Origin of the sequence: Myroides odoratimimus (assembly GCF_004337635.1) — a bacterium.
In the GTDB taxonomy this organism is placed as follows: Bacteria; Bacteroidota; Bacteroidia; order Flavobacteriales; family Flavobacteriaceae; genus Flavobacterium; species Flavobacterium odoratimimum.
On record NZ_CP037427.1, the window covers coordinates 2,827,274 to 2,841,156 of the forward strand.

Annotated in this window: 10 protein-coding genes; 5 read left to right on the forward strand and 5 right to left on the reverse strand. The window is 33.4% G+C overall.

Annotation, left to right across the window (positions count from 1 at the left end):
- The first annotated feature begins 150 nt into the window (after positions 1-150).
- The 4 genes from E0Z07_RS12770 (at position 151) to E0Z07_RS12785 (ending at position 5,608) form a co-directional block, all read left to right on the forward strand.
- A complete protein-coding gene (locus E0Z07_RS12770; RefSeq protein ID WP_006261074.1) occupies positions 151-891 on the forward strand; it encodes a sensor histidine kinase in 741 nt (246 codons plus the stop codon).
- A complete protein-coding gene (locus E0Z07_RS12775) occupies positions 857-1,567 on the forward strand; it encodes a LytR/AlgR family response regulator transcription factor (protein WP_006259020.1) in 711 nt (236 codons plus the stop codon). The genes E0Z07_RS12770 and E0Z07_RS12775 overlap by 35 nt, the downstream gene beginning before the upstream one ends.
- A gap of 111 nt (positions 1,568-1,678) precedes the next feature.
- Positions 1,679-3,946: a cation:proton antiporter gene (locus tag E0Z07_RS12780; RefSeq protein WP_006265187.1), complete on the forward strand. Its 2,268-nt coding sequence runs from the start codon at positions 1,679-1,681 to the stop codon at positions 3,944-3,946.
- 171 nt (positions 3,947-4,117) lie between these two features.
- On the forward strand, positions 4,118-5,608 hold the full coding sequence (locus tag E0Z07_RS12785) for a hypothetical protein (RefSeq protein ID WP_058699565.1): 1,491 nt from the start codon (positions 4,118-4,120) through the stop codon (positions 5,606-5,608).
- 22 nt (positions 5,609-5,630) lie between these two features.
- Here the strand turns inward: E0Z07_RS12785 and E0Z07_RS12790 are convergent, their stop codons facing one another.
- From E0Z07_RS12790 to E0Z07_RS12800, 3 genes are read right to left on the reverse strand one after another with little or no spacing between them, the layout of a single operon-like run.
- Positions 5,631-6,044, reverse strand: a complete 414-nt coding sequence (locus E0Z07_RS12790; protein WP_006259017.1) for an EamA family transporter — start codon at positions 6,042-6,044, stop codon at positions 5,631-5,633.
- A gap of 9 nt (positions 6,045-6,053) precedes the next feature.
- Positions 6,054-7,382, reverse strand: coding sequence for a hypothetical protein (locus E0Z07_RS12795; RefSeq protein ID WP_058699566.1), 1,329 nt, complete (start codon positions 7,380-7,382; stop codon positions 6,054-6,056).
- Positions 7,383-7,405: 23 nt separating this feature from the next.
- A complete protein-coding gene (locus E0Z07_RS12800) occupies positions 7,406-8,353 on the reverse strand; it encodes a metallophosphoesterase (protein ID WP_058699567.1) in 948 nt (315 codons plus the stop codon).
- A gap of 502 nt (positions 8,354-8,855) precedes the next feature.
- Between E0Z07_RS12800 and acnA the strand changes: the two genes are divergently transcribed.
- Positions 8,856-11,582: an aconitate hydratase AcnA gene (acnA, locus tag E0Z07_RS12805; RefSeq protein WP_006265191.1), complete on the forward strand. Its 2,727-nt coding sequence runs from the start codon at positions 8,856-8,858 to the stop codon at positions 11,580-11,582.
- Positions 11,583-11,784: 202 nt separating this feature from the next.
- On the opposite strand, the gene E0Z07_RS12810 is transcribed toward acnA, so the two are convergent.
- Together E0Z07_RS12810 and E0Z07_RS12815 are read right to left on the reverse strand one after the other, a co-directional pair.
- Positions 11,785-12,618 (reverse strand): OmpA/MotB family protein, encoded by an 834-nt coding sequence (locus E0Z07_RS12810; protein WP_006259013.1) that lies wholly within the window; start codon positions 12,616-12,618, stop codon positions 11,785-11,787.
- Positions 12,619-12,697: 79 nt separating this feature from the next.
- Positions 12,698-13,696, reverse strand: coding sequence for a glycosyltransferase family 2 protein (locus tag E0Z07_RS12815; protein ID WP_006261081.1), 999 nt, complete (start codon positions 13,694-13,696; stop codon positions 12,698-12,700).
- Positions 13,697-13,883 lie beyond the last annotated feature (187 nt).

Sequence of the window (13,883 nt, forward strand, 5' to 3'; positions counted from 1 at the left end):
CTTTTAGTCAGTACGCTGTTTTAGTGTTTCTTAAGTATTAAAAAAATGTTTATTTATCTGTATTAGTATTGAAATAGCTAAATTGTATCTATAAATTATGATATTATGAAATCGATTTATTTCTTTAGTTTTGTTTTAAAATAAAGGTAGATGAAAGCTTTTTTAGTCATAGTAATTTTTTTATTGATAGTAGCTATTGTATGTTTAGTGTACTTAATTGTACAGAATAATAAAAAGCGTTTAGAATTAGAAAAGGAAAAATATCTCTTTGATTCTAAGATGCGTTATTTACAATTAGAAAACCTTGAGTCAAGATTAGATCCTCACTTGTTTAAGAATATTCTAAATTCTATTCAGTCTCATGCTTATCAGACCTACTATGCATTAGATAAGATGGCAGGTGTGTTAGATTATATTTTATATGATAGCCAGAGAAAAATGGTCTCTCTAAAAGAAGAACACGAATTTGCTTTGCGACTTATCGATATCAATAAGATTAAGCTTAATCCTCTTTTTAGGCTTGATATACGATCTAATATAGGTGAAGGGGAGGTGTTTTATACAGAAGAGTTAATCGCTCCTCTTATATGCGTAGAATTGATTGAAAATGCTTTTAAGCATGCAGACCTGGCAAGTACAGATGCTTTTATCTCTATTTTGTTTAAACTGAAAAATGGGCATTTCGATTTGTTAGTTTCTAATAAAAAATCCCGTATGAAGACCCTACATAAAGAAAAAGGAGGTTATGGCCTTACAGCTTTGAATAAGCGACTCGAACTGATATATGGGAATGCTTATAAATTAGAAAAGAACGAGGATGATCATATTTACTCTACGCACTTAAAAATTAATTTACATGATTTCAAAACTAAAATGCATACTACTAGATGATGAACTTTTAGGGTTAAAGTATTTAAAGATGCTATGTGAGCAAATAGAGGAAATAGAAATCGTAAAAGCATATAACGATCCAGCAGTCTTTTTAGAAGAAGCACCACATCAAGACTTTGATGTGGTCATATTAGATATCAATATGCCTGGATTAGATGGTCTAAGTGTAGCGCAACTGCTCCCTAATAAAGGCGTTATCTTTGTGACAGCTTATAAAGAATATGCTTTAGAGGCTTTTGAAATAGAAGCGATAGACTATATTGCCAAACCAATTAAAAAAGAAAGACTTCACAAAGCAGTACTAAAAGCAATGCGACAGTATAAACCAGTCGATGAAGCTACTTTTATTACTATTAATTCTAACAAAGGAAAAGCACTGCTATACTTCTCTGATATTCTTTATATCACAACTAATGAAATGGACAGTAGAGATAAAGATGTATATTTAGAAAACAACCAAGTAGTGATAGCTAAGAATATGTCTTTAGATAAGTTCGTTTCAGCTTTGCCTAGTTCTAAGTTTTGTCGTATCAATAAAGGGGAATTAATTGCTCTGAGAATAGTTCGTTTTTTTAGTCATGATGAGATAACGACTACACTTAAAGGAGTAGACGGGAAACCCCTAGAATTAACACTTGGGATGACTTATAAAACTGACTTCTTAGAAAAGATATAAAATTCATTACAGAAAAACATACTTTCATTACAACTTGGTGGTCTTTGGATTCATTCTTGCTATTTACAAATATTATTATAGAGATGTTTGTATCGTTAAAAAGTAAGTAGTATGTCAAAGTTTAAAAATTCTCTTTTATATTTCTTTATTATAGGAGGGTGTTCCGCCTTAATGTATTGGGTAGTTTCTAAAGGAGTTAAATTAGAATCGAATGTCGTTAAAGTAGTGTCTGATAAAAGTATTTTTGAAAACTTCTTAGATACTATACAAGATAACCTAAATTTCCCATTGGCTTTATTATTAGCTCAGATTGTTACTATTGTTTTAGTGGCTAGAGTATTCGGATGGATTTGTAAGAAGATAGGACAGCCTTCTGTAATTGGAGAAATCATTGCAGGTATTGCCTTAGGTCCTTCTTTTGTAGGAGCTTATTTTCCAGAATTCTCAGAAGCGTTATTTCCTGTACATTCATTAGGAAACTTAAGCTTCTTAAGTCAGATAGGATTAATCCTATTCATGTTTGTCATCGGAATGGAACTAGATTTAAAAGTGTTGAAGAATAAAGCACATGATGCTGTTCTGATTAGCCACGCTAGTATTATCATTCCCTTTGCTTTAGGGATGACACTTGCTTATTATATATTTACATCTTTTGCACCTGAGGGAGTCGAGTTCTTATCTTTTGGGCTATTCTTAGGGATTTCCATGAGTATTACAGCCTTTCCTGTATTGGCACGTATTGTTCAGGAGAGAGGTTTACAAAAGACACGTTTAGGAACCATTGTGATTACCTGTGCAGCGGCAGATGATATCACGGCTTGGTGTCTATTAGCAGCTGTAATTGCGATTGTACAAGCAGGAAGTTTTGCTAGTTCACTTTACATCATGGCTCTAGCTATTATTTATGTAATCGTGATGCTAAAATTAGTCAAGCCATTCTTGGCGCGTATTGCTAAGTATCAGCCAACGAGTAATATGTTCTCTAAAGGAACAGTAGCTATATTTTTATTGACATTAATTATTTCTTCTTATTGTACAGAGGTAATTGGTATCCATGCTTTATTTGGAGCTTTTATGACAGGAGCTGTAATGCCTGATAATATGAAGATCAGAAATATCTTTATTGAGAAGGTGGAAGATGTAGCAGTAGTTTTATTCTTACCTCTATTCTTTGTTTATACAGGGTTACGTACAGAAATAGGTCTTTTAAATGAACCTTATCTATGGAAGGTGACAGGAGTAATTATCTTAGTAGCAACGATAGGAAAGTTTGTCGGTAGTGCTTTAACGGCCAAGATAGTTGGTATATCTTGGAAAGATAGCTTAACGATAGGAGCACTGATGAACACTAGAGGGCTAATGGAACTGATTGTATTGAATATTGGTTTTGATCTAGGTGTATTGACAGGAGAAGTGTTTGCTATGATGGTGATTATGGCCTTAGCAACGACCTTTATGACAGGCCCAGTATTAGATTTAATTGCAAAAATATTCGGCCCATTAGGAGATGATGAAGTAAAAACAGTAACTCCGAATTTAGGAAAATATCAAGTATCTCTTTTCTTTGAAGACAAAACAAGCTTGGCTCCTCTGATGAGACTGGCTAGTAGCTTTGTAGGTAAAAATAATGCAGATACAGGGATTACAGCGATGCACTTAGTAGATAGTATTGAAGTAAATGCTTTTACCTCTACAGAGTATGAGAATGAAATATTTGAAGCAGTACAAGAAGAGGCAACAGCCTTAGATCAAGAGGTACAGACCTATTATAAGGTATCCAATGATATCGAAAGTGATGTGGTCAATGTAGTTAATGAGCAAATCAGTGATTTATTGTTAATTGAGGTAGGATATTCTATCTATAGAGGGTCTTTATTAGGGAATATTTTAGGCTTTACCACTCGTATTATCAATCCAGATGTGCTATTAAACAAGGTAACAGGAAAAGAAAAATTCTTTGAAAACTCGTGGTTTAATGCTAGAACTCAACAAATACTTAATAGATCTAAAGTACCTGTGGGAATTTTTATCAATAAAGACTTCGATAAGGTAGAACAAATCTTTTTACCTGTGTTCTCTAAACAAGATTTGAAGTTGTTAAGTTATGCACAGAAGTGGATTCGCAATAGTGAAGCACAGATTACGGTGTTAGACGCAACAGGGCAATTAGAAAGTTATCCCGAGTTTAAAGAACAGATTAGATTGATTGAACAATTTAAACCTAACCATATCCGCATTGTAAACGCAAAAGAAGTTAATAATGAGTTTGTCAAAGATTTTAATCTAATGTTGATTAGTTTAGAAAGCTGGAAAACATTAGTGGAAGAACGAAAAACATGGCTAAACAGTGCACCATCTATGTTGTTAATTCAACTGTAGTAATTGTTGTGTGTTTTATATTAATTTGTGGTACTGCTCTCTGTCCAGGGAGCAGTTTTTTGTTTAGAATATAGAGATTATCGGATAGCATTGTATTGTTGTTTGCTTTGAAATATGTGATTAACCTCAGAATTATTTAATATCTTCACATAGATATTCCAGGTTTAAGGTATGATAGACATAGAAACAAGTATTCATGATGCTTACTCGATAGAGGTAAAGGTTGGTTTTAAAACAAAAAAGATAGGTCAGACAGCTGAGTTTGATATTAATACCTGGTTTTTTATTCCTAATAGCCTAGACATTAATGCATCTACATATACTAAAGATCAGTTTTATTCAGATGTTAAGTCTAAAGTTAGATTTATTACCCCTATTTACCTTCTAAAAGAGATTGTTGATAACGGAGCAGTTCCATTGAATAATTTGCGTTCAGCCTTAAATGATGTGTTGCAATCAGAAGAAGATTCATCTGAGTTATTAATGGAGTATGAGTTTCAGTTGAAGATGTTTATGGCTATCTTTAGAAGTGCCATCCGAAATCATTTGACAGAGATTAAAAAATGCTATCAAACTGATGATTTAGAAGTAAGATGCCTTGAGTTTGCTTCTGCAGTAGAGAATATCTCTATTCAATTTAGAGGTTTGAGAGAATTGTTGGTAGGAGTAGAAGAAGGAAGTGAGACAAGAAACTATTATGATTTTGCAGATGAATATTTATCTTATGCTATAGTACATCAAGTTTTCGGTTTTTTAGAGCTATTAGAGGGAGAACAGTACAATTTGTCAGAGAAAGTGCGTCAACATCTAATCGGATTGATAACACGAGAAAAAGAGTATATGAAAATACACAACTATCTAGATATTAAGAAAGGGGATAGAGAGAATAACCAGAAGGTGGTGTATAGACATACGATGTTAGATAAGTATATAGAATCTGATTTAGCTCTAATTTCGAATAAACGAAAAGACGAAGATGGCGTGATTGCACAACAGATTTATTATAGTTTAGCAGCAGGTTTATCTATGATTTTTGCTACTATTATTGCTTTCTCTTTTCAACAGAAATATGGCAACTTTACGATGCCTTTATTTGTAGCATTAGTTATTAGTTATATGTTGAAAGATAGAATTAAGGAGCTAATGCGTTATTACTTTATTGGAAAGTTAGGAGGGAAGTATTTTGATAATAAAACGAATATTAGTGTAAAGGATCAGAAGATAGGATGGATAAAGGAATCTGTAGACTTTATAGCAGAAGAAAAAGTGCCTGAAGAAGTGCTTAATTTGCGTGATCGTTCAGCCTTATTAGAAATAGAGAATAAGATTCACAACGAGAAGATTATGTTGTACAGAAAGAAAGTACACTTAGATAATAAAAAAGTGATTAAAGAAAGTACATATGCTTTTGACGGAATTAACGACATCATTCATTTTAATCTAACTCGACTTACCCAAAGAATGAATAACCCTTATGTGACAGTGTATACTTTAGATCAAAATGATTTAATAGGGGAGCCAGAAAGAATATTAGCAGATAAGATCTATTATCTTAACTTCATAGCACAAATAAAGTATGAAAATATAGTAGATTATAAGCGATTTAGAATTGTGTGTAAACGAACAGGTATTGAAGCTATAGAAGAACTTTCTTTGAGTTAATTTTAGAACCCAAAGAAAGTCTTTATAAGATTAAGACTAGTGTACCTCCTACAATAAGACATCCACCAATAATAGTTTTTAGATCCATAGGCTCTTTTAAGAAGATAAAAGAGATAATCATCACAAATACAATACTCAGCTTATCTATCGGAGCTACTTTAGATACAGGACCCGACTCTAGAGCTTTGAAATAAAATATCCATGATAGTCCAGTTGCAATTCCTGAAGCGATTAAGAAGATAAGATTAGATTTGCTCAATTCTTTCATTCCTTTAAAATCGCTATTTGCAATCACTATTCCCCAAGCTAATACTAAGACTACACTGGTGCGTATAGCTGTCGCTAGATTGCCATTAATTCCTTTTACCCCTACTTTAGACAATATTGCAGTTAAAGCTGCAAATACAGCAGATAGTAAAGCATAGTATTTCCACATAATTCTTTATTATAAATAATCATCTAGAGGACACTGTATAGGTACAGGGATATCTCTTTTTATTTGTTCTTTAAATTTGCTCAAATCTACACTTTTAGAAGTAAAGATGTTTATAATTTCCATATTACTTCCATTAGGGCGAATACTAAGTTTAGAATCTATAGAACCATCACTATGCTCTATGGTTTCTATACACATATATTTGACCTCTGCTAGAGGTATTATATGAGCATAGCGATCATCAGAGAAGCCTATTTCATCATTATTATCATCTATCCAAATAAAGGGTTTATTTTGAGAGATTTCTTGTATAAAAGTTGGTACTCTATAGATGTGTGCTGTTTCTTTATAGGTTTGTATATCCAGTGTTATATCGCCTGATAGTGTTGTACAATTGACTATAGATAGTTTAAGGATATACTCTGGATAAATTACAGTATTTAAGTATTCTTTTAAATTAGTAATTAAGAAAAACACTTTGTTATTAGCGGCATCTAGCTCCACAGGATAAGCATTAGAGAAATAAAACTCTAGTTGCTCTGTTTTTACTTTTGTGCTAAATATTACAGTTTTATCTTCTTCTGTATCAATAGAAGCATTAGTTAGACTCTTGTTTTCTAATAAAGCATTTTTTAAGAAAGCATAAGGCTTATTAATAGCCTGTTTGTATTCACAGTAAGAAAAGTAGTTACTTACTGGAATATTTTTTCGATGACAATCATAGAAGCTAAAATCATTTAAAACAAGATTACCTATTCTTACAGGAACCTTGAATATATATTTAATTAAATCATCTTCATTAGAAGGTTGCGTGACTAAAACTTCGTCTAAAGCAATTACATCTTCATAAGGAGTTTCCCATGACACAAAGGTTTTTGCTTGATTCTGTAATTCATATCCTTGTAGTATTGTATCAGCATATTTACCTTGTTCTAGTACTTTACAGTTACTAGGGTTCTTTCTTGCCCATACAAACATATTTCTGTCACAGCTAAAAGTTTCCTCAAATATTGTTAGTAGAACAGGGTTAAAACCTAGTTTTTCTGCAAGATGTAGAAAAGTAGGAAGAAAGTTTACTGATGATGTAGGGATATGACTATTGTGCTTTCCTGCTATAAACAGCAAAGGTTTATTGTTGATGCAAGTAAAATATAATACCTGTATGTCATCGATATTCTGGTTACAATTGTAATAAGATATTTTGTTTTTGCTTATTAAGTGATTATCAAGTATAAAAACAGCGTTATCACAATTTTGTAAAGTCAAAAAATCTAATGACGTATTGTCTATTTCTTTGTTGTTTTTTCTTTTTAGAAAAAGTTTTAAATAGTTAATCATAGATTTGGAGAGAGAGTTTGACGTTATTTTACAAAGACGAGTTGCTTAGAGTCCAACTTGTCTTCCCCACTATATCTGTAGCATACAAGTATTCCATCCCCCTTAGCAACGCTAAAATCAACACAACATACATTGTCTTTTATGATACTAGGTCTAGTGCCTACTTTGTGCTTCATCCAGTAATGACCAAAGAACACTGGTTTCTCTATAATTTGATAAAAGTTTTCACTTTCAAATTCGAATGGAGTATTAGGAAGCTCTTGTATAGGATGTACACTGATAGAGTTATAAGTCATTTCTTTAGGGTCTTCCCACCATTTAGTTCTAAACTCAGTGCGCAGTATACGATCTTTATCAATGAAAGTTATGCCTGAAGGCATCTTAGCTTCTTTTCCTTTTAATGTAGTTTCTACAGCATTATATAATTCTGTTCCTTCTGTATTCGCTTCTTCTAACAGATCATTCGTAATACAGTCGTTGACTAATCTGTTTCTTAAATAATTGATATGTTGATCATCCCAACATGCGTGAACAGCTCTAAACGAATCATTCTCATAAAATAAAGGCAGAGATTTAAACCACTCTATATACATTTTGTACATATTAGGCACTTGCATAAACGCAGCCATGGTCACAGCATGTTGATTAAAGTTTTTAGGTGTATGCTCTCTAAGGTATTCTCCGTTAGTAGAAAGTGTGTTATAGCAGATTGCGTTATACTCATGATTTCCCATCAACGCAATAGCTTCTCCATTGTCCACCATCTTTTTTACGATATCTAATACTTCTATAATATTAATTCCTCTGTCTATATAATCTCCTACGAATAGTACTTTTCGTTCAGGATGTTGGTAATAACCTTTCTTGTTAGAATAACCTAAAGCAGATAATAAATGCTTTAAATCATTACTATGTCCATGAATATCTCCTATTATATCAAAGTCTACAAAATTTTTGTCAATTGCTTTCATTATACAAGTTGTTGGTGTTATTAAATGTACGATAATTTGCGAATAAATTATCAAAAAAATAAAATTAAAATGAGAATATAGGATATATACAATAAAATTAGTTTATGATAAAAGTATTATATGAAATAAAAATGAAAAGAGCATGATGATGAGAATAGAGTAATGTTTTAGGAGTTAGTTTTGATATTTAGCAAAATACTGAATGAATGAATTGTAGCAGTTTACTGGAGTTTTTTTGGGAAATATTAACTGTTATTAGGATATAGCGATACCTTGTTGATTAAAAACATAGTATTGTTCATTTGTAGGTAATAGGAGTCTATTAAAAAAGTCTATGTTTTCTAAAAAAATAAGAGTCAAATTGCCAATATAATAATTTTTAAAGAAGTCCTATTTTGCTGTTTATAAGTTGGATATGTTATAATGTTAGCGGATTTTTAATAAATTTTTAATAGCTAATCTAGTTTGTTTTCAGTAACTTAACCTTTATAAACTAACAATTATGACAAAGTATAGAATTGCATCATTAAAAGAGTTACAAGACAAGGGTAACAATATCGAAAGATTGCCGTTTTCGATACGAATTTTATTGGAGAATGTTTTGCGTAACCACGATGGTTATGTAGTGACTGACGAACATTTAGACACTCTAGTTAACTGGGATCCAAAGGGTACCGATAAAGATATCCCCTTTAAACCAGCACGTGTTTTAATGCAAGATTTCACAGGAGTGCCAGCTGTTGTAGATATTGCGTCTTTGAGGGATGAGTTCATCAGACAGGGAAAGGACGGAAATAAGATTAACCCAGCAATTCCTGTAGATTTGGTTATTGACCACTCTGTTCAGGTAGATTATTACGGAACAGACTACTCTTATAAGGGAAATGTAGAAAAAGAGTATGAGCGTAATTCTGAACGCTATGAGTTGTTAAAATGGGCTCAGCAGGAGCTAAATAACTTCACAGTAGTTCCTCCAGGAATGGGTATTTGTCACCAGGTAAATTTAGAGTACTTAGCTAAAGGTGTTATCGAAAGAGATGGTTGGGCTTTCCCAGATACTCTAGTAGGTACAGATTCACATACACCGATGGTAAACGGGATTGGAGTTATTGCTTGGGGAGTAGGAGGTATTGAAGCTGAAGCAGCTATGCTTGGACAACCAATTTACTTTACCTGTCCAGAGGTCATCGGATTAAAATTAACGGGTAAAATACCACAAGGTGCTACCGCTACTGATATGGTATTATCTATTACGAAGATATTGCGTCAAGTAGGAGTAGTAGGTAAATTCGTAGAAGTATTTGGCGATGGCTTAGATAATCTATCTGTGACTGATAGAGCGACTATATCTAATATGTCACCAGAGTTTGGATGTACAGTTACTTATTTCCCTATTGATAACCGTACTTTAGATTATATGCGTGCTACGAATAGAAGCGAAGAGCAGATCAAGCTGGTAGAAGACTATTGTAAAAACAATATGCTATGGAGAACAGGGAAAGAGAGCATTGAGTATACTACTGTGATTGAGTTAGATCTAAATACATTAGAACCTACAGTATCTGGACCTAAACGTCCACAAGACAAAATATTAGTAAAAGATTTAGCGACATCATTCTCTACTTTATTAGAGCAAGAGTATAATCGTACTTATACAGAGACTAAAGAGCGTAGAGAGCACGCTTGGCTATCAGAAGGTGGTTCTGGTACTGAGTTTGCTTACGAAGAGAATAAAGTCACTAATCCTACTACAGAAGTTGTTAAAGATAGTCTGCGTACAGTTCGTATTAAACAGAAGAACAAAGAGTATGTAATAGGAGACGGAAGTATCGTTATCGCTGCTATTACGAGTTGTACGAATACGTCTAATCCAGAAGTGATGATTGGAGCAGGACTAGTAGCTCGTAAAGCTATCGAGAAAGGTCTGAGAACGAAGTCATGGGTTAAAACAAGTTTAGCACCAGGGTCTAAGGTTGTGACTCAGTATTTACAGCGTTCAGGTTTATTAGAAGACCTAGAGGCACTTCGCTTCCATACAGTAGGATACGGATGTACTTCATGTATTGGTAACAGTGGACCTCTTCCATTACCTGTAGCAGAGGCAGTGACTAAAGGCGATTTAGTTGTAGCATCTGTATTATCAGGGAATAGAAACTTCGAGGCTAGGGTACACCCACAAGTAAAAATGAACTTCCTAATGTCTCCGATGTTAGTTGTTGCTTATGCACTTGTAGGTAGAGTAGATATTGATTTAATTAATGATCCTTTAGACTATGATCCTAATGGACAGCCAGTGTATCTAAAAGATATATGGCCTACGCATGAAGAGATTAGAGCAGTAATTAATGAATCATTGAAACAAGAAGATTTTGAACAAGTATACAGTGTGATTTTTGAAGGTGAGCAAGATTGGAAGAACTTACAAGCGCCAACAGGTCAGAAGTTTGAGTGGGATCAACCCTCTACTTATATCAGACAAGCGCCATTCTTCGAGAACTTACCAGCTCAACCTAAGCCAATTGTAGATGTACACAATGCTAGGGTATTGTTGTATTTAGGAGATTCAGTGACTACAGACCATATTTCGCCTGCAGGAGCTTTTAATGAGAGTTCTGCAGCAGGTAAATATTTACTGTCACAAGGAGTAGAGCCAAAAGATTTTAACTCATATGGATCTAGACGTGGTAACCATGAAGTGATGATGAGAGGTACCTTTGCCAATGTGCGTATTAAGAATAAAGTAGCACAACGCGAAGGAGGATATAGTACTTATTTACCTACGAATGAATCTCTTTCTGTATTTGATACAGCGATGAAGTATCAAGAAGACAAGACTCCTTTAATAATCTTAGCTGGTAAAGAATACGGAAGTGGATCTTCTCGTGACTGGGCAGCAAAAGGAACTTATCTATTAGGAGTAAAAGCTGTTATTGCAGAAAGCTTTGAGCGTATTCATAGAAGTAACTTAATTGGTATGGGAATAGCTCCATTACAATTCTTAGAAGGCCAAACAGCTGAATCTTTAGGTTTAACTGGAAAAGAGACATTCACTATCACAGGAATCGAACAAGATTTAGTACCACACAAAATACTAGAGGTAAAGGCTGTAAAAGAGAATGGAGAAACTCTTTCTTTCCAGGCCAAAGCTCGTTTTGATTCTTTAATTGAAATAGAGTATTATAAAAATGATGGTATTCTACAATATGTATTGAGAGACTATCTTAAATAGGTTTTTTGTTTTTTGTGAAAGTGTGAAATCGTTTTAGATGATTATATCAATACATAGTGTATCATATCATCTAAGTACATTATGCCCGCAGGGCAATGTCGTAAACTGATTACTGTAAACCGAAAACCAATTTAAATTCGTAATTAAAAAAGGGCTGTCTTATTTAAAAGACAGCCCTTTTTCTTTATTTTAATAGCTAAAATTATTTAGTCATATTTTTCATTTCTTTCTCGATCATATCGTAGAATTGATCAATCTTAGGAAGTAAAACGATTCTAGTTCTTCTGTTTCTAGCTTTGTTCTCAGGAGTATCGTTTTCTACTAATGGCACATACTCTCCACGTCCTGAAGCAACTAATTGAGAAGGGTTTAATTGGAAGTCATTTTGTAAAACTTGAACGATAGATACCGCACGTTTAACACTTAGATCCCAGTTGTCTCTCATCATTGCGTTTTTGATAGATACGTTATCTGTATGTCCTTCTACCATTACTTCAAAGTCTGGTTTGCTCTTAGCGATAGCAGCTACTTTAGCTAATACACGTTTAGCCTCAGAACTTACTTCATAACCAGCTGTTTTGAATAATAATTTGTCAGCGATAGAGATGTATACTACACCTTTTTCTACGTTAACTTGGATATCTGGATCATCGAAACCAACTTCTTTCTTCACACTTCTTACTAAAGCTAAAGTAACAGAGTCTTTCTTCGTGATTGCATCTTGAAGACGAGTGATCTTAAGATCTTTCTCTTTCATGCTCTCCAAAGTTTTCTCTAAGTTTTCAGCACCTTTAGAAGTTAACATAGTCATGTTACCCATATTGCTTAATAAGTCAGAGTTGTTCTTTTTCAAATGCTCGATCTCGTTAGAGAAAGCATTTCTCTCAGCTAAAGCAGAGTTTAGTTTTATAGTACATGTATTTAATAAATCTTGTACTTCTTTGTTTTTAGCTTCTAAGTCTGCAATTTTCTGTTTTGTACCACAAGAACCTAATGTCAAGGCTAAAACAGATAATCCTAAAACTACTTTTTTCATAATTAAAAAATGATTGAATTGTTTTGTCAAATATAGCAAATAGATGGCAATATAGAAAGAAAAGCCTAAACTATTTTAATTAGAATATTCTAATATAAGTCTTACGTTTTTGAATATAATATAATTTAACAATTGATTTAGTTCGATAATACTCTTTTACAGGAGATTTTGATACCTTTTTTTTGAAGATAGGAATACGTTTGTAAAATGCAAAGTGAGAACGAACAATTGCAAAACAATGTTTAGGTTGTAACATAAGCATATACCTTACCCCTGCGATGCCATCTAAGCACAATCTCAAAAAGATAGTAGAAAACTTGCCTTTAGAAGGTAGATTTTTATACAAAGTAAGTAGAGAGTTCCTAAAGTTAAGATAAGTCTTCTTTGGACTCTGATACTTTAAAGTTGCTCCACCAACGTGATACACAGTAGAATACCCCGTGTATTTAATCTTATGTCCTAGATGATGTGCTCGCCAGCATAAGTCTATTTCTTCTTGATGAGCAAAGTAGTCTTCATCGAGCCCACCTAGTTTTTGGTAAACTTCATTACGAATAAAAAAGCAAGCACCTGATGCCCAGAATATATCTATAATATCGTTGTATTGTCCTTTATCTTCTTCTATGGTATCGAAGATGCGCCCTCTACAGAATGGGAATCCGTACGAATCTATAAAGCCACCTGCAGCACCTGCATACTCAAAGTGCGTTTTTCGTTTATAGTCAAGAATTTTAGGCTGTACAATAGCCACTCGAGGTTGTTTATCAAATATTTCTTCTACCGAGTCTAACCAATTTTCGGTTACTTCGATATCTGAATTCAACAGTACTAAGTAAGGCTCTTTTATATCTTTTAACCCTTCATTATATCCTTGAGCAAAACCATAGTTTTGCTTATTCTGTATAATATGAACAGAAGGGAACTCTTGTTCTAGAACAGTTATAGACTGATCAGTAGAAGCATTATCGATAACGTATATATTAGCTTTGTCCGAATACTTCAGTACAGAAGGAAGAAACTGTCTTAACAGCTGTTCTCCATTCCAATTTAAAATAGCTACGGCAAACTTTTTATTCATTTTGTTTTGTTTTTCTTTTGTGTGAAATCGTTTTTTTGTGATGTCGTTTAGTATATGTTATCTGTTAGCGCGGATTTGATTAATCTGTGCCTCGCTGCGCAAAGTCTCCCGACTTTGAGCTATTATAGTTTTGTAAGACTGTAAACTGTCAACCGTTCACTGTTAACTAATTCTTCCTTCCTAATTC